General features: G+C 38.0%; 15 protein-coding genes. All 15 read right to left on the bottom strand.

Going from position 1 to position 17,436, the window contains the following annotated elements; genetic code table 11:
• Positions 1-337: 337 nt before the first annotated feature.
• Positions 338-2,014, bottom strand: a complete 1,677-nt coding sequence (locus tag EG342_RS18015) for an NADPH-dependent assimilatory sulfite reductase hemoprotein subunit (protein WP_103292425.1) — start codon at positions 2,012-2,014, stop codon at positions 338-340.
• A 35-nt stretch (positions 2,015-2,049) separates the two neighbouring features.
• Positions 2,050-3,762: a diflavin oxidoreductase gene (locus EG342_RS18010; RefSeq protein ID WP_103292426.1), complete on the bottom strand. Its 1,713-nt coding sequence runs from the start codon at positions 3,760-3,762 to the stop codon at positions 2,050-2,052.
• Positions 3,752-4,597 (bottom strand): uroporphyrinogen-III C-methyltransferase, encoded by an 846-nt coding sequence (gene cobA, locus EG342_RS18005; protein ID WP_103292427.1) that lies wholly within the window; start codon positions 4,595-4,597, stop codon positions 3,752-3,754. Before cobA ends, EG342_RS18010 begins: the two co-directional genes overlap by 11 nt.
• A gap of 24 nt (positions 4,598-4,621) precedes the next feature.
• On the bottom strand, positions 4,622-5,533 hold the full coding sequence (gene cysK / locus EG342_RS18000; RefSeq protein WP_103292428.1) for a cysteine synthase A: 912 nt from the start codon (positions 5,531-5,533) through the stop codon (positions 4,622-4,624).
• A gap of 27 nt (positions 5,534-5,560) precedes the next feature.
• Positions 5,561-6,391 (bottom strand): serine O-acetyltransferase EpsC, encoded by an 831-nt coding sequence (gene epsC, locus EG342_RS17995; protein WP_103292429.1) that lies wholly within the window; start codon positions 6,389-6,391, stop codon positions 5,561-5,563.
• A gap of 5 nt (positions 6,392-6,396) precedes the next feature.
• Positions 6,397-7,635, bottom strand: a complete 1,239-nt coding sequence (locus EG342_RS17990) for a sulfate adenylyltransferase subunit 1 (RefSeq protein WP_103292430.1) — start codon at positions 7,633-7,635, stop codon at positions 6,397-6,399.
• 108 nt (positions 7,636-7,743) lie between these two features.
• Positions 7,744-8,652, bottom strand: coding sequence for a sulfate adenylyltransferase subunit CysD (gene cysD / locus EG342_RS17985; RefSeq protein WP_103292431.1), 909 nt, complete (start codon positions 8,650-8,652; stop codon positions 7,744-7,746).
• 11 nt (positions 8,653-8,663) lie between these two features.
• Positions 8,664-9,377, bottom strand: coding sequence for a phosphoadenylyl-sulfate reductase (locus EG342_RS17980; protein WP_103292432.1), 714 nt, complete (start codon positions 9,375-9,377; stop codon positions 8,664-8,666).
• Positions 9,378-9,459: 82 nt separating this feature from the next.
• Positions 9,460-9,876 carry an RrF2 family transcriptional regulator gene (locus EG342_RS17975; RefSeq protein WP_103292433.1) on the bottom strand — a complete coding sequence of 139 codons (417 nt, stop codon included), beginning with the start codon at positions 9,874-9,876 and terminating at the stop codon, positions 9,460-9,462.
• Between the two features lie 514 nt (positions 9,877-10,390).
• Positions 10,391-10,876 carry a GNAT family N-acetyltransferase gene (locus EG342_RS17970; protein WP_103292434.1) on the bottom strand — a complete coding sequence of 162 codons (486 nt, stop codon included), beginning with the start codon at positions 10,874-10,876 and terminating at the stop codon, positions 10,391-10,393.
• A 412-nt stretch (positions 10,877-11,288) separates the two neighbouring features.
• The gene (locus tag EG342_RS17965; RefSeq protein WP_103292435.1) at positions 11,289-13,445 is read right to left on the bottom strand and encodes a M43 family zinc metalloprotease; all 2,157 of its coding nucleotides are present in this window, start codon (positions 13,443-13,445) and stop codon (positions 11,289-11,291) included.
• A 48-nt stretch (positions 13,446-13,493) separates the two neighbouring features.
• Complete coding sequence (locus tag EG342_RS25645) at positions 13,494-13,625, bottom strand: hypothetical protein (protein ID WP_260232371.1); 132 nt, start codon at positions 13,623-13,625, stop codon at positions 13,494-13,496.
• Between the two features lie 32 nt (positions 13,626-13,657).
• Positions 13,658-14,923: an NAD(P)/FAD-dependent oxidoreductase gene (locus tag EG342_RS17960; protein WP_103292666.1), complete on the bottom strand. Its 1,266-nt coding sequence runs from the start codon at positions 14,921-14,923 to the stop codon at positions 13,658-13,660.
• Between the two features lie 14 nt (positions 14,924-14,937).
• Positions 14,938-15,936, bottom strand: coding sequence for a 4-hydroxyproline epimerase (locus EG342_RS17955; RefSeq protein WP_103292436.1), 999 nt, complete (start codon positions 15,934-15,936; stop codon positions 14,938-14,940).
• Positions 15,933-17,423: an aldehyde dehydrogenase (NADP(+)) gene (locus EG342_RS17950; protein ID WP_103292437.1), complete on the bottom strand. Its 1,491-nt coding sequence runs from the start codon at positions 17,421-17,423 to the stop codon at positions 15,933-15,935. Before EG342_RS17950 ends, EG342_RS17955 begins: the two co-directional genes overlap by 4 nt.
• Positions 17,424-17,436: the final 13 nt, after the last annotated feature.

Below are 17,436 nucleotides of genomic sequence, written 5' to 3'. Positions count from 1 at the left end.
TTTATGTACAATAAGTACAGATAAGATACACGAAAACCAAAGATTTTCTTGACTACCTCCATTGAAGCGCCACGGATTCCCCTCCTTTGGAGGGGTGGCGAAAATTCAAAGAATTTTTGACGGGGTGGTTTTAAACCGTTACTATAATTATTGAGATTGCTTCAGCTTTGGTTTGCAATGACAATGTGTGGTATTAAACTTCTTTAACGATTTAAAATATTCAAACAGCTATGTATTGTTATGTAAGAATCAACAACACATACACATTCGTCCGCCTAAAAGAAGAGGTTGATATTGTTTTAGTTTTTTCCGTTCATAAAAAAGGCTAGTCATATTTTCAATTTAAGGTTTGTAAGTAACGGTATGAAAAATCACCAAATGTTTCTTCTGCAAGTTTTTGCTGTACATATATTCCGAAAAGATCATCCAGAGTGGTCAGAATTTCTTCCTCTCCTATATTTTCTTTAAACTTTGTATTTAAACGCATTCCTAACCGGTCTCCGCCAATATGCAGATTGTATTTACCATAGGCAGTTCCAACAAATCCAATCTCAGCATTCGGGGATCTTCCACAGCCATTAGGACAGCCGGTCATACGAATCGTGATATCTTCCTGTAAAAGACTGTATTTTTCAAGAATAGGTTCAATTTTTGTGACCAATGAAGGCAAATAACGCTGTGCTTCGGCAAGAGCTAATGAACAAGTATTTAAGGCAACACAGGCTACAGAATTTTTACGTAAGGCACTCGCTTCTTCCGTATAATCTGAAATTCCATGTTCCTTTAAAATATTTTCAATATCAGCTTTATCCTGTTCATCAATATCAGCCAGGATAAGGTTCTGATTACAGGTAAAACGGAAATTGGCTTTGCCAGTCTCAGCAATTTTTAATAATCCTGATTTTAAAGGATATTCGTTTGTGTTGAGAACTCTGCCATGTTCAACAAAAAGGGTATAAAACCATTTGCCTTCATGATTTTGTATCCAGCCATAACGATCTTTTCTTTGTTCAAACTTAAATTCCCTTGCCTGTTCAAATTGAAATTCGGTTCTTTTTTCGACTTCTGTTCTGTATTGGTCAATACCAAGCTTATCAATAGTATATTTTAATCTGGAAAGCTTTCTGTCGCTCCTGTTTCCAAAGTCTCTCTGTACGGTAATAATTTCGTATACTGCTTTTAAAACTTTTTCTTCGGTATCAACAAAACCAAGCACAGAAGCCAGCCGGGCATAGGTTGCTTCATTCCCGTGGGTAGCTCCCAATCCACCGCCTGCAGCAATATTATACCCAACAATTTCGTTGTTCTCAATAATGGCAATCAAGGCAATATCATTGATGAAAACATCCACGTCGTTGTTGGGCGGAAATGCAATTCCTATTTTCAGTTTTCTTGGAAGATATCTGTCCTGATATAAAGGATCTTCTTCTTTTTTTCGATCCACTATCAATTCATCATCAATCCATATATCGTAATACGACTGAGTTTTAGGAAGACACATTTCACTGATTTTCCCCGCCAGTTCGTAAGCCTGCTGATGAAAAGGTGATTCTGAAGGGTTTGCAGTACACGTTACATTTCTGTTGACATCCCCACAAGCCGCGATGGAATCAAGATGCTGCAGATTAAAACTCTGAATAGTGGGTTTTAATTGTGATTTTAAAATACCATGCAGCTGAATGGTTTGTCTCGTGGTAATTTTTATAGTTCCTGTCGAGTGATCCTCTGCCGTTTTATTCAGACCTACCCATTGTTCCGGGGTTAAAAAGCCGCCGGGAAGTCGTAGCCGGATCATATAAGAATACAACCATTCAAGCTTTTTGGCAACGCGATCTTCTCTCCTATCTCTGTCATCCTGCTGATACATCCCATGGAATTTGATCAGCGTCTGATCATCTTCTCTGATGGCTCCTGTAAAATCGTCAGACAGGCTTTCTTTTAAGGTTCCTCTGAGTCCGTTACTGCCGGTTTTAATCCTTTCTACAGCCGAAAGATTATCTTTATCGTTATTCATTTTTGTTTTTTTTAATTTGGTAATTTTAATGCCGTTTAATAAACATCTTTAGCATATCTGCCATTTAATTCCATTTCTTCCAGGTATTGAAGAGCTTCATCTTTAGTTCGTTTCCCTTCGTTTTGAATGATATTCACTAAAGTTTGCTCTACGTCATGGCTCATCGGTTCCTTAGCACCACACAAATAAACGGATGCACCGCCTTCAAGCCAGTAAAAAATCTCCTGAGATCTTTGTTGGAGTTTGTGCTGAACATATACCTTTTCGTCAGTATCTCTTGAAAAAGCAAGATCTAAATGGGTCAGACTGCCTGTCTTAAGAAAATCCTGAAGTTCCGCCTGATACAAAAAGTCAGAAACAAAATTCCTGTCTCCAAAAAATAGCCAGTTTCTCCCTTCGGCACCTACAGCATCACGTTCCCAAAGGAATGATCTGAAAGGAGCAATGCCTGTTCCCGGACCGATCATAATCAAATCTTTGTCATGTTCCGGAAGTTTGAAGTGACCTGCATCCTGAATGTAGAATTCAACGTCTTCTCCTTCACTGAATTCACTAAGGAAGCCACTGCATAAACCATTATGTTTCTGGTGATCGATAAGGAATTCTGATTTTGCAACGGTAATGTGAATTTCAGTATCACCATGAGCTTCCGGCGATGAAGATATAGAGTACAGACGAGGTGCCTGTCCTGTTAATATTCTGATAACATCCTCGAATTCTTCAGCATTTTTCACAGGATAAATTCTTAAAAGATCAAGAAGACTTAAGCGAACCTCCGGAATGGAATGTCCTGTAATCTTTGCATATTGTGCTACCACCGATTTCAGCAGATAACTAACATTAAGATGTTTTCGTAAAAGCGTTTCTACATTATCTGTAACTTTTGTGGTTTCAACTTGTTTTTTAGCATCAATACCGGTGAGCGCAATAATGTCATCAACGACTGATCTGGAGTTGAAAGGTAAGATTCCTAATGCAGCACCGGGCTGATACACAAGCGCTTCTTCGGTTTCTATTTCGATGTGATAGGTTTCCTTTTCAGAAGTAATATCATTCAGATTAATAATGGAGGCTACTTTCCCTTGATATTTCTTTCTTCCGCTTAAAACTTTTGGGATTAAAATATTTTTTTGAGTCCCAGCAGAATTTTTACTAACTGTTTCAAAGACATGATCTATCCATTGAGCAGCTTCCTGTTCATAATCAATATCACATTTTTTCAATGGAATAATACGCTGAGCACCCAGTATTTCAAAACGACTATCCACCTCTTCTCCTGTTTTGCAAAATTGAGGATAGCTGCTATCTCCCAGTGCCAGCACTCCAAATTTCAGAGGGCTGAGATTGATTTCATTTTCATGAATATAATCATAGAACTTTTTAGCAAGTGCTGGTGGCTCTCCTTCTCCCTGTGTACTGATGATGACAAAAAAGAATTCTTCTTTCCCAAGATCTTTTGGTTTGTATTGTGAAAGATCAGCTAATTTTACCTGAATACCTTTTTTCTTTATAATTCCTGCCAGTGAAGTAGCCAGTTTTTTACTATTTCCCGTTTCGGTTCCGTAGGCCAGTGTTATTTTCTTTACAATATTCACGATATTGCTATCAGTTTGTTGCGGAGGCAACGTGGCTGCCAGAGAGCTTCCTCCGGCCAGACCTGCCAGATATCCGCTTGCCCAGATGGCTTCATCTCTGGAGAAATCTCCGGATATTTGTTTTAATACATTCAATTTATTGTCAGACAGCATATTCAAAGAAATTTTGAGTGTTGGGGATTAGACTTCCATTCTCTACAGATTTAAAATAAAGCCCTTCCTGCTCAGCATTTTCAAGCCAGGAAAATTCTTCATGAAGATTAACGATCTTCCCTATAACAACCAGTGAAGGAGAAGCAAAATTTTTATCTCCAAAAGTTTCATTAAAACCTTCAAACGAAGAAGTATACACTTTCTGGTAAGGAGTGGTAGCTTGTTCAATAACCGCTATTTTCTTTTCTTCCGAAATTTCAAGGGCAAGGAATTTCTCCACAAGAGCAGTAAGATTACCTTTAGACATATAAAAAACAAGAGTATCATTAGTTCCGGCAAGCTCTTTCCAGTAGTCTTCGTTCAGAATATCAGATTTATAATATGTTAAAAACCGAACCGATGTGGAATATCCTCTCGCGGTTAAAGGCATACCTGCGTAAGCTGCTGCTCCTAAAGCTGCAGTGATTCCAGGAATAATCTCGTAGGGAATATAATTTTGTTTTAAAGCCTGTAATTCATCCAGAATATTGGAGAATATGGAAACATCGCCACCTTTAAGCCTTACGATAGTTTTATTCTGGCGGGCATAGTCTACCATCAAAGTATTGATATGAGATTGAGGGGTTGATGCATTTTTACTGCATTCTTTGCCTACGTAGATGATTTTTGTATGTTTCCGGGCATATGTTTCTAGGATCTCAGGGCTTACGAGACGGTCACATAAGATGACATCAGCCTGAGCGATTGCTTTTACAGCTTTTACAGTGATCAGTTCAGGGTTGCCGGGCCCTGCACCGATAAGGTAAACCTTTGGTGATTTTATAATTGATTTCATTGAAAGTCGGTGTTAGTTGAGGATTTAGAAGAGTCCTTCTACTGACAGATACCTTTCTCCGGTATCGTAGTTGATGGTAAGAATTTTGGCGTTAGGTTGTATTTCCGGTAAGTGTTTGGCTATTGCTGCTAAAGCTGCTCCTGTAGACACTCCTACAAAAAGACCTTCTTTTTTTGCAGCATTGATGGCGTACTCATACGCTTCGTCTTTTCCTACTGTGATCACTCCATCCAAAAGGGTGATGTCTAAGATTGAAGGGACAAAACCAGCTCCCAGCCCTTGTAAAGGATGTGGTGCGGGACTTCCGCCGCTTAATACCGGTGATAATTCCGGCTCTACTGCAATCACTTTAACATTTGGAAATTTCTCTTTTACCGCTTTTGCAATTCCGGTGATATGTCCTCCGGTTCCCACTCCTGTAATGATATAATCAAGGCCATCCGGGAAGTCTTTTATGATTTCCTGAGCGGTTGTTTCAACATGTATCTGTACATTGGCAGGATTGTCAAATTGCTTTGGAATCCATGAATTGGGTGTTTGTTCTGCCAGCTCATTTGCTTTTTCAATAGCCCCTTTCATCCCTTTTTCTCTTGGAGTAAGTACAAATTCGGCTCCGTAAGCCTGCATGATTTTACGGCGTTCTATACTCATACTTTCGGGCATTACCAGAATAAGTTTGTATCCCTTCACTGCAGCTACAAGGGCGAGACCTATTCCTGTATTTCCACTGGTAGGCTCTATAATCGTACTGTTTTTGTTTAATAATCCTTTTGCTTCTGCATCTTCAATCATCGCTAAAGCAATTCTGTCTTTAATGCTTCCTCCGGGATTGCTTTTTTCCAATTTGATCCAGATTTCATGATCTGAATTGAAAAGTTGATTAATCTTTACGACTGGCGTATTCCCAATCGTTTCCAATGTGTTCTGAAATTTCATACCAATACAATTTTTATTTTTTTTAATTTATATAACAAAGGTTAGAGATTCTGGTAATGAACTGTTTTCCTTTATTTTTATTTCACTTTTGTGATACACCAGAGAATTGGCAGGAACATCCTGTGTTATCCAGACATTTCCTCCGATAATACTTTCTCTGCCTATCGTTGTATTTCCGCCCAGAATAGTAGCTCCTGAATAAATGATGACATCATCTTCAATGGTTGGATGCCTTTTCTGGTTGGCTTTTTCTTTGGAAACATTCAAAGCTCCGAGGGTTACTCCCTGATAGATTTTGACATGATTTCCGATAATTGTTGTTTCTCCAATGACAATTCCTGTTCCGTGATCAATAAAAAAAGATTTTCCAATTTCTGCTCCCGGGTGAATATCTATTCCTGTTTTACTATGTGCATATTCTGAGATCACACGGGGTAGGATCTGAACATTCTGACTCCAGAGCTGATGCGAAATACGGTAGACGTAGGTGGCAAAAAAACCGGGATAGGCAAGATATACTTCTTCCAGAGAATTTGCGGCCGGGTCGAATTCTAAAATAGATTGTGCATCCAACACCAACTGATCATACAACTCATCTAAAGCCTCAAAAAACCGGTTGACATTAGCTTCAGTACTTTCTCTATTTCCTGTCACAATAATAATCAGGTCAAAAAGATGCTGGTTCAGGGCTTCAAAATTTGCTTTCAATTGTTTTTCAGTATTGTTTCTTTGAGGAAGAAAAAGCACTTCGTACAAATCTTTAACAAATTTTTTAGTCTTTATTTTATCGAAGAATCCATGAATATTATTTTGCTTACTGTGATGAATTCTTTCAATCAAATGATGGGGAATTGCCATTTTTTCTATTGGATTATGCAGGCTGCAACCGTTGAATTGGAGGTTTCATCCACCAAAATTGCAGACCCTGTTGTTTTATTACTGATAAAACTATCATAGACCAAAGGTTGTGCCGTTCGCAAGGTAACTTTCACAATTTCATTGAGTTTAATGTCACCATCAACCTGCTCCCTGCTAAGGGTGTTGACGTTGATTTTATAGTCCACTTCCTTTACAATGGCTTTAACCAATCTGCTATTTTGCTGCAGCAGGTATTTATTACCAGGTTGCAACGGCTTTTGATCAAGCCAGCACAAAAGAACTTCGAGATCTTTTTCTACTGCCGGGAGCTGTTCCTCATTGGCAAACAGATCTCCCCTGCTGATATCCAGGTCATGGGCAATGTGAATGACAACGGGCTGTCCTTCAACTGCTTCTTCTTGTTCTTCTCCATGGATTTCAATTTTAGAAATCTCACTTGTTAAACCTGCCGGAAGAATATGAATTTTATCTCCTTTTTTAAATTTTCCGCTTAATATTTTCCCTGCATATCCTCTGTAATCGTGTAGTTCTTCTGTTTGAGGACGAATTACATACTGAACCTGGAAACGGCTTCCATTGTTGAATTCTTCATTTAACGTTACCTGTTCCAGATAATCCAGAAGAGATTGGCCTTCATACCATTCTGTTCTTGATGATGTTGAAACAATATTATCCCCTTTCAATGCAGAAATCGGAAAATAAGTAACGTCATTCAGTCCCAGGTTATCTGCAATTTTAGAATAATCAGATTTTATCGTTTCAAAAACTTCTTCCGAATAATCTACCATATCCATTTTATTAATGGCCACTGCAACTTTTTTCAACTTTAACAATGATGCAATAATGGAATGTCTTCTTGTCTGCTCAATAACTCCTTTACGGGCGTCAATCAGAATAACCATAAGATCAGAGTTTGATGCTCCGGTAATCATGTTTCTGGTATATTGAACGTGACCCGGTGCATCGGCGATGATAAATTTTCTTTTAGGTGTTGAAAAATATCTGTAGGCCACATCAATCGTGATTCCCTGTTCTCTTTCTGCCCGCAAACCGTCAGTTAAAAGAGCAAGGTCTACTCCGTCTTCATTTTTGTTTTTAGAATGTTTTTCAAGTACTTCCAACTGATCCTGTAAAATACTTTTGCTATCGTAAAGCAGGCGTCCGATAAGGGTACTTTTGCCGTCATCAACGCTTCCTGCTGTTATAAATCTTAATATATCCATCCGACTTTAATTATTAATAATGAGTAATAGGTAATGAGTAATACTGTGATTGTTAAAAGTAATAAGAGGTCAAATTCTATTACTTATTACTCATTACTGATTGCTAATTTAAAAGTAGCCTCCTTTCTTACGGTCTTCCATGGCAGCTTCCGTTACCCTGTCATCAATACGGGTTTCGCCACGTTCTGAAATTCTGGTCGCAACAATCTCTTCGATGACCGCATCAATGGTTTCTGCATGGGATTCCACAGCAGCGGTACAGGTCATATCTCCAACGGTTCTGTAGCGTATTTTCTTTGTAGTAATAATATCATCCGGATCCAAGAATACATGCTCAGAATTCGCAAGCCATTGTCCGTTAAGATCTACCACTTCCCTTTCATGCGAGAAATAAATGGAAGGTAAGTCAATTTTTTCTCTTCGGATGTAGTTCCAGATATCAAGTTCCGTCCAGTTGCTGATCGGGAAAATTCTTACATTTTCTCCTTTATGGATTTTTCCGTTAAAAATATTCCATAGCTCCGGGCGCTGAAGTTTTGGATCCCATTGTCCGAATTCATCACGAACCGAGAATATTCTTTCTTTAGCACGTGCCTTTTCCTCATCTCTTCTGGCTCCTCCGATGCAGGCATCAAATTCAAACTCCTCAATGGTATCCAATAAAGTGTATGTTTGAAGCCAGTTTCTGCTTGGGAACTTTCCTTTAGCTTCCGTGAGTTTTTTACTTTTTATCGTATCTTCAACTTTTCTTGCTACTAATGTAACATCCAGCTGATTGACCAGCTGATCGCGGAAATTCAATACTTCCGGAAAGTTATGGCCGGTATCAACATGTACAAATGTAAACGGGATTTTTCCATGCAGAAATGCTTTCTGAGCCAGATGAGCCAGTACAATACTGTCTTTTCCTCCACTGAATAATAGAGCCGGACGTTCAAACTGTCCTGCTACTTCCCTTAATATATAAATAGACTCGGACTCCAGTTGATCTAAATAGTTTAATTGATGTCTTGACATTTTTTCTTTTTTTATTGATGAATATGCAGACCGCATTCTTTTTTGTTCGCATCTTCCCACCACCAGCGGCCGGCTCTGAAATCTTCTCCTTCTTTAACGGCTCTTGTACAAGGCTCGCAGCCTATACTGACGAAACCTTTTTTATGAAGATGGTTATAAGGTAAATGATGAGCCTTTACGTACTCTGTTACCTGTTCAGATGTCCAGTGAAGGATCGGATGAAATTTGATGATTTTATTATCCGGATCCCATTCCAGCTGGGGCATATTCTGTCGGTTTGCAGAATGCTCTGACCGAAGACCGGTAATCCATACTTTATAACCTTCCAATGCTTTTTTCAAAGGATGAACCTTACGGATTGTACAGCAGGCTTTTCTTTGCTCTACAGACTGATAAAAAGAATCGGGTCCGTTTTCTGATACGAATTTTCTGAGTTCTTCGGTATTCGGATAATACGCCTTGATATTTTTCTTAAAAAAAGCTCTTGTGGAAGTCCAGGTTTCATAAGTCTGTTCGAAAAGACGTCCTGTATCCAATGTGAAAATATCAACATCCAGATTTTTTATCAGATGAGTAATCACCTGATCTTCATAACTGAAACTGGTGGAAAAGATAACCTTACCTGGAAATCTGTCTACCAATACCTGTAACCCATTATCTTGAAAAGAAGCAATTAAGGCTTCTTCCTGTAGTTTTTCAAATTCATTTTTCAGATTGTTTTCCATATCCAATTGAAATTAAGTCTTGCAAATATATACAAAATTCTACAACTCCTATCAAATTAGTAGAATTTAAATTAAAAAAAATTTAAGATTGATTGATAAACTTGGTTAAAGTGGCTTCCATCATGCTTTTTCTCGTTTTTTCACGAACAATAATTAATTCATTTCTGAGATAGCAGGATGCTTCATCCACACAATCATCACATGGTTCATAGAAGTTGAGAGATACACACGGAGTAAGAGCGATAGGGCCGTCAAAGATCCGGTAAATATCGGCCAAAGATACCTCATCAGGAGATTTTAATAAGTAGTAACCTCCTACTTTTCCTTGCTTACTGTTAACCAGTTTTGCTCTTTTAAGTTCCAGGAGAATTTGTTCTAAGAATTTTTTAGGAATGTTCTCATCTTGTGCAATAACAGAAGTGGGCAGAAAGCCTTGATTGTAATTTCTTGCTAATCTGACCATTGCTTTCAGCGCATATTTGCAACGTTTTGACATCATAATTGTTGCAAGTTATAACAAATTATCTGATAAATGAAATGTTTTCCGATGGGGACAATAATTATATGTTCACAAAAATTTATTAATCGTTGGTATGCTTAATTATTGTTTTTTTAACACATAAGTTGATTTAAGTTATCAGAAAACCGCGGACAAGTTCACTTAAGCTTGAAAATCTCTAATTTTCATAGGATGTAAAAATTACACCATTAAGATTTAAGGATATAAGAATAATTAAGAAAAGCTTCGCTTACAATATTGCGCTTTAAAAAATCTTTGATTTTCCCTTAACTACTCTTAATCACTTCATTTTTCTTAATGGTTTGAAAATATTATTAAAAACAAAAGCTTTTAAATACTTAAGTTTTGAAAATCTCCGATTTTCATAGTATTACAATGTTTTTCTCGTTTGGATGAGCGTATTTTCTAAACGTTATAGGTTTTTGAAACCTATAACGTTTGTGGTTTTTAGAAAATTAAAAATAAGTTTGACATATATCAGATTTTCATACAATTATAAAACAAAGTAAGCTAGCTCCCTATCTTCTCTAATCAGATTATCTATTCTTCTGAAACCTGTTTTTGTAAGGACTTTCTGAGATCCGATATTATCCAGATCGGTAAGGGCAACAATGTCTTTTTGTTGGTTTAAAGAAAAGCAATACTCAACAAGAGCTTTGCACACCTGAGTTCCAAGGCCTTTTCCCCAATAGCTTTCTGATAAGGTATAGCCTATTTCCAACTGATCCGGATTATCAAGGAAAATTCTTGCCAGGCACATTCCAACAAAATCATTGTTCTGAACATCAAATATTGCCCATCTGCTGAATGGTCCTTCATGATAGTCTGCCAATGCTTTATCATACATTTCTTTATATTCTTCGGGAGTTTTATAAGGAAGATAACGGGTAACGTTTTCATTTTCAAAAAGCTCTGAGAATAAGTAAAATTCCTGTGGTGTGAATTCGCGGATGATGATTGTATCGTTTTTATAATACATAAGATATTGTGTAGTAATGTATGAAATGATTAAATAAAAGTACGTAAATAAACTATAACCAGACTGCTATTTATCATAAAAAATTGGACTTACATCATAAGTACAATCTTTACTCACCATTGAAATCCACCTCATCATTTCCACTTTTAGAATACTATTTATCTAACAAAGAACATTTAAAAAGTTTTAAACCAAGCCGTAACGGCTTTGAAATAATAATCAGGAGGTTGATGATCAGGATAATTACCTCCACCTGAATATTGCTCTTTGCTTGCGCTTAATAGATTGTGGTATAGAAAAAAGAAAGATGAGCTCAATGAGCCCATCTTAAACCTGTATCATCTCAAAAATACAAGCAGTTAAAATAAAACCTATTACTAACGATCATATTGTATCGATATAGCGTTTGATCCTATTTTTTAATGAATTTTTGGGAAGATTTCCCTAAAGAAGTTTCAATATCAATTAAATAAGTTCCGCTTAGGAAGTGTTTAACATCAACCCTATCACCCATAACTTTGGCATTCATTTTTCTTCCAGACATGTCGTAAACAGAAATTGATTTAATTTTCCCTTCTGTTTTAATATTCAATATATCAGAAACTGGATTCGGATAGATGGATGTTTCTGAGTTTGTTGTATCAACGTCTGAAGTGGATAATGATGATAATGGTAATGCACAAGGTGTTGTAATACTGCCATTTGGTTGTGTATTATATGCAAACTCAGTTACAGAATAACCTGAACCATTGGCCCCAACATTCAGTTTGAAATAGCCGTTAATATTGTAGCCTTCGAATTGGTTTCTAAAACCAACATAAGCTGTTTTACCAGACCAGGTAGTGTAAGTAGGGGTATACACGTCAAGTTGTCCGGGAGTACCCGTTGGATAACCTATAATATTTGCATTACTTATAGTGGTGCAAGACGGAATTAAACTAATATTTCTTGTCCCTGCCCCACATACTAATCCTTTCCAATAGGTTTCCAATTTTAATTGATTTGCTCCATAGTACCAAGCACCATACCCTGCATCATCACTAAGCTCCGGATTAATGATAAAATATTTCCAAGTTGCCCCGGAGTTAGTTGTTACGGTTGTTGGTGTTGGATTGGCATAACTTTCCAAAGGAGTTCCTGTAACTATTTTATAGGGATCTTTGTAAGAAAAAGTTAATGCTAAAGCTGTTGTGGATCCTAATGACGTTGCACCTCCTGTTATAGCTGGATTTAGGAACGTAATTGATGAATTCAGGATCTGACTTTTAGGATGACTGGTTGCCGCACCATTTATGGTAAGTGTAGCAGTAGTAGGGCTTGTAACTGCTATAGTTGCTGTTTGTCCTGCTGGTAATGAAGAAGTGAAATGTGTTCCTGCAATAAGAGTTGTTCCATTCGATACGGCAAATGTTGCTCCGTTTAGGGTAATGGTTGATGTAGGAACAGATGCTACAGTTCCATCTAATGACACGGCTCCATTATTGTTTAAGTTCTCTGTAAAGGTACTGTTGCTAAGAGTTAATCTGGGCGGAGTATTGGCAACACCGGTTGCAACTAAGTTTGCGGGCTGCCATAAATTCATTCTCGAAGGATGGTTTAATGCTGCTAGCATTCTGTTAACTTGTCCATTGGTAAACATTTTATAACAACCAGCGGAACCGTTGTATCCCATATAGTTTTCAACGTTCACTTTTTGTCCAAGACAATTGTTTCCAGCTGTACATCCTAATCCGGAAGAATTATTTTCTACAGGGGTGTCAGCAACTCCGTCACCATCATTACCAGGATTTGCGGTTGAACAAAGAACATTGAACGTGTGTTGAAGATTTAACCAATGCCCAAATTCGTGAGTGAATGTATCAGAAAACTCGTTTGAAGCAACAGTTCCTGCAGCATCATATATATAACGGCCATTATAAACTACTCTGGCTGTATTTACTGAAGACATGTATGAATCCGGATACCAGGCAACTCCTGATTGATATAAATCTTTATTGGCATATAGATCATTTTGTATATACACATTCATATACTTTGTATTATCCCATGCATCTGCGCCAATTTGTGCATCATATCCGCCTCCGTTGCCATATCCACTTTTGAAAGGGTGAAATACCACTCCGCTTGTTGCTTTTCCGGTTGGGTCAATTTTAGCTAATCGGAATTCAATACTTAATGTACTCCTAATCGGCTGGAAGTAAGGATCTATAGTGTTTGAATCGGTATTAGTTCCATTGAAATTTAAGTTGATTTGTTGCAGCAAGTCAACTACTTTTTGGTAATTTACTTTTACATTACTCTGAGCTTCTCCATACACATGGAAAACCACAGGGATAATATAGGTGGGGGCGTTGACCTTGTTATTCAATGGAGTTTTGTTTGATTCCATTTTTTTTACAAAATCTTTGGTGAATTTTTCAAAATTTTCATATTCAGCCTTAGATTCAGGGTGCAGTTCAAAATGTTTTTTCATCATTTCATCTGCTTTACACTCATGAGGTCTATTTTCCTGAGCAAAACCTATTATTGGAAATAGGGAAACAAGTAGTAGTAATTTAAATTTTTTCATGATTTTTGGATTTGTTTGTTAATAAATTATTTGAATAGTCAATTTTTTCTATGTTTTTGTCAACAACTTTACCATCTCCAATGGTTCTGATTCTTTGCTTTCATAGGAATAGCAAAATAAGAACCCGTTAAAAAATGCAATCTTCATAATAGAATGTATTGCAAGAGCTACTGTTTTCATAAATAATAATTTTGTGTGTTATGTGATGTTTTCTAATTAAATCTTTCAGGGTTGAATATCTTTATCTCAACCATTGGCTTTTGGTCATTGGCAAGTTCAGAAACTGTTTTCCCGAAAATGGGACCGAGGCTTAGTCCCATCATTCCGCCACCGCCTGCGATGATCAAGTTTTTTAATTGGGAAGATTGTCCCAGATATGGAAGTCCATCCGGAGCGCAAGGTCTGTATCCAAACCAGATTTCCGATTCTTTGGGTAATATAACCTGAAAATTTGGTAAATATTTTGGGATAGATTGTACGATTCCCTCTACCCTTTTCATATTAATTTTATCCTTATGGGAAGCCAGCTCCATGGTTCCTCCAAAACGGATTTGTCCATTCATGGGGGTTACCGCTACTCTTGCCTCCAATAACAATGCGGCATGTTCCAATGTATGGACTGGGTTTTCAGGAGTATGCATAAAAGAATAACCTTTCCCTGGCATCAATTGAATTTTAATCCCTGCTTTTTGGGCAAGTTCCGGCAAAAATGATCCTCCGGTCATGACGAAACGGTCTGCTGTAAACTTTTTATCATTCGCTATGATCGCATTTATGGTGTTTCCTCTAATTTCATATCCTGTTACTTTATGCTGTGTATGGAAAATTGCCCCATTGTTTTTAAGATAAGAGATCATTTGCTTCATCAGCTTTACCGGATTCATGTGGCCATCACATTTGTAATTGATTCCTCCGATGACATCCAGTTGAGCATTGGGTTCCAGTTCCTGAATTCCCTTTTTATCCAGAATATCAACCGGTAATCCCATATGAATTGCTTTATGGGCAAGCTCTATTTCTTCTTCGGCTACTTTTTCTGTTTTATAGAGCATCAGAATACCATTCTGGTTAAGTTCAAAATCAAACTCATCTTTTTTAGCAATTTCATCATAAAGTGCACTGCTGGCCATATTAAGATCTCTGATTGCGGATGCTGAGAGATCCACATGTCTTTGGTTGGAATGTTTTAAAAAATTCATTCCCCATGATATAAGTTTGGCGTTGAGCGAAGGCTTAACATAAAACGGACTTTTGCTGTCAAACATCCATCGGATGCCCTGGGCAACTACTCCGGGTGCTGCCAATGGGGTAAAATGACTGGGCACGATCATTCCTGCATTGCCGTAAGAACAATTATTGGTAAGATCATTTTGCTCCAGGATTTCTACCTGCCATCCTTTTTGTAAAAGATAATATGCTGAACTTAGTCCTGCTATTCCTGCACCGATAATCAGTGCTTTGCCTTTATTTTGTGTCATATTTGTTACCAGCTTTACATTACCTGAAATCCTTGCCAATAAGGATCTTCATCATCAATAATAATCTGATTATAACCGGTAATTCTTGCCCAGCCTTCGACCGACGGAATAATGGCTGATTTTCCGGCAACCGTAGCCGTTCCTTCAATTCTTCCGATAAACTGAGACCCGATATAGCTTTCATGGATAAATTCTTCTCCTTCTTTCAGTTTTCCCTTAGCATACCATTGAGCCATTCTTGCAGAAGTTCCGGTACCGCATGGTGATCGGTCTAAAGCATTTTCACCCACTAAAACAGCATTCCTCCCACTGGCTTTAGGATCGGAAGGTTTACCGGTCCATTGGATGTGACTCAATCCGGAAATATGTTCATTTTCAGGATGGATGAATTGATATTTTTCATTAAGTAATTTCCTGATGATCTTCCCATAATGAATAAGCTGACTGGCCGTAAAATCAGCAATGTCTCTGAAGTTTTCCTGAGGATCAATAATGGCATAAAAATTTCCTCCATAGGCAACATCAGCACTTATTAACCCCAGATCCGGACATTCAACTTCGAGGTTTTCAGCGTATAAAAAAGACTTCACATTGGTTAGTTTCACAGACTGTACTTTTTTCCCTTCCTGTATATAATCTATAAGAATAAGTCCGGCCGGTGTTTCAAGACGTAATTTTCCAGGAATTTTCGGAATTACCAAACCTTCTTCTATCGCTATCGTTACCGTACCGATTGTCCCGTGTCCGCACATGGGAAGACATCCGCTGGTTTCAATATATAATACTCCGATATCATTCTGATCATCAACGGGAGGATATAAAATACTTCCACTCATCATATCATGCCCACGGGGTTCAAACATGAGTCCTTTTCGGATCCAGTCATATTCTTTCATAAAATGGAGCCTGCGTTCCATCATCGAATTTCCTTTTAAAATAGGTCCACCGCCTGCAACAAGGCGTACCGGACAGCCACAGGTATGGGAGTCTATACAAAAAAATGTTCTGTTCATACGGTTTCTAATTTTAATGATCCTGAATTCACCTCTCCATCCACTATTCTACTTATTTGCAAAGGGTTTTCATCCTTAAGTTCTTCCGGCAAAAACTCATCCGGCCAATTCTGAAAAGAAATTGGGCGAACAAATCGCTTAACAGCATCCGGTCCTACAGAGGTAAAACGGGTATCTGTTGTAGACGGGAAAGGCCCTCCGTGCTGCATGGCATACACCACTTCTACTCCAGTAGGCATTCCGTTGAATAATAGTCTGCCACATTTATCTTTCAGAAGGTTGATCAGATTAAGATTTTCACGTACATCTTGTGCTGTACCTGCCACTGTTATGGTTAACTGCCCTTTTAACTGATGGGCAATCTGTAGTAATTCTTCAGACGTTTCACAGGCTACAATAATTCCAAACGGCCCGAAAATTTCTTCACTTAATATCGGATTTTGAATAAAATTCTGCCCGGTGGTTTGTGCAACAACCGCCCGTCCCTGCCATTCATTAATTTTCGTGTTTACTTCTGCTATGATCTCTACTTCTGATTGTTCAGAAGCAATACCTTTCAGCTTTTCAAAGTTGTCGAAAATGCCTTTGTGAAGCATATTGACAGGAACAATTTCCGTAATTTCCTTTTTTAATGCAGTAATAAACCGGTTAAGGTGATTTCCCTTCAGAGCAATAAATACACCTGGATTGGTACAGAACTGTCCGACTCCTAAGGTTAATGAAGAGGCATACTCTTTAGCCAGATTTTCCGCCTTATCTTCCAATAACTGTTCAAAAGCGAATACAGGATTGATGCTTCCCATTTCTGCAAATACAGGAATAGGATTTTCACGGCGGTTAGCAATATCAAATAAGGCCTTCCCTCCATTGAATGATCCTGTAAATGCTACAGCATGGATATCTTTATGTTGGGTTAAATAAGAACCGATTTCATGGGATGTTCCGGTAATATGGCTGAAAATCCCTTCCGGCCACCCGGATCTTTCTACAGTAGCTGTTATTGCATCAGCCATAATTTGAGAAGTTTTTGGATGTGCAGGATGAGCCTTCACAATCACTGGGCAACCTGCTCCAATAGCGCTCGCCGTATCACCTCCGGCTGTAGAAAATGCAAATGGAAAATTACTGGCTCCGAATACAAGCACAGGCCCTATGCCGATATTGTATTTTCTCAGATCTCCTTTTTGTTTCTCAGGTTGAGCGAGATCAATCCGGGATTCTGTGTATATTCCGGACGCTACTGCTTTTGCATAACTTCTCCATTGGCCTATTGTTCTGGCTTTTTCACCGGTAAGTCTTGCCAGAGGTAATGAAGTTTCAGCATGCGCTGTTGTCAAAAGTTCTTCACCTAACGCTTCGATGTGATCGGCAACAGCATTCATGAATTCTGCTCTTTCTTTGATAGTCGTATTTTTCAAAAACTGGTACGCTTCAACAGCAAGCTGTATTTTGTGATCCATAGTTTTTTTTGAAGTTTCTTCAATCATAGCCTTATTTCTT

The sequence above is a fragment of the Chryseobacterium lactis genome, from assembly GCF_003815875.1.
Lineage (GTDB): Bacteria > Bacteroidota > Bacteroidia > Flavobacteriales > Weeksellaceae > Chryseobacterium > Chryseobacterium lactis.
The sequence above is the reverse complement of the archived record's forward strand: the minus strand, read 5'-3'. Positions and strand labels throughout refer to the sequence as shown.

Bases quoted from the DNA above. Each gene is read 5' to 3' on its own strand.
- EG342_RS18015 (WP_103292425.1), bottom strand. From the start codon at position 2,014: ATGAATAACGATAAAGATAATCTTTCGGCTGTAGAAAGGATTAAAACC.
- EG342_RS18010 (WP_103292426.1), bottom strand. From the start codon at position 3,762: ATGCTGTCTGACAATAAATTGAATGTATTAAAACAAATATCCGGAGAT.
- cobA (WP_103292427.1), bottom strand. From the start codon at position 4,597: ATGAAATCAATTATAAAATCACCAAAGGTTTACCTTATCGGTGCAGGG.
- cysK (WP_103292428.1), bottom strand. From the start codon at position 5,533: ATGAAATTTCAGAACACATTGGAAACGATTGGGAATACGCCAGTCGTA.
- epsC (WP_103292429.1), bottom strand. From the start codon at position 6,391: ATGGCAATTCCCCATCATTTGATTGAAAGAATTCATCACAGTAAGCAA.
- EG342_RS17990 (WP_103292430.1), bottom strand. From the start codon at position 7,635: ATGGATATATTAAGATTTATAACAGCAGGAAGCGTTGATGACGGCAAA.
- cysD (WP_103292431.1), bottom strand. From the start codon at position 8,652: ATGTCAAGACATCAATTAAACTATTTAGATCAACTGGAGTCCGAGTCT.
- EG342_RS17980 (WP_103292432.1), bottom strand. From the start codon at position 9,377: ATGGAAAACAATCTGAAAAATGAATTTGAAAAACTACAGGAAGAAGCC.
- EG342_RS17975 (WP_103292433.1), bottom strand. From the start codon at position 9,876: ATGATGTCAAAACGTTGCAAATATGCGCTGAAAGCAATGGTCAGATTA.
- EG342_RS17970 (WP_103292434.1), bottom strand. From the start codon at position 10,876: ATGTATTATAAAAACGATACAATCATCATCCGCGAATTCACACCACAG.
- EG342_RS17965 (WP_103292435.1), bottom strand. From the start codon at position 13,445: ATGAAAAAATTTAAATTACTACTACTTGTTTCCCTATTTCCAATAATA.
- EG342_RS25645 (WP_260232371.1), bottom strand. From the start codon at position 13,625: ATGAAAACAGTAGCTCTTGCAATACATTCTATTATGAAGATTGCATTT.
- EG342_RS17960 (WP_103292666.1), bottom strand. From the start codon at position 14,923: ATGACACAAAATAAAGGCAAAGCACTGATTATCGGTGCAGGAATAGCA.
- EG342_RS17955 (WP_103292436.1), bottom strand. From the start codon at position 15,936: ATGAACAGAACATTTTTTTGTATAGACTCCCATACCTGTGGCTGTCCG.
- EG342_RS17950 (WP_103292437.1), bottom strand. From the start codon at position 17,423: ATGATTGAAGAAACTTCAAAAAAAACTATGGATCACAAAATACAGCTT.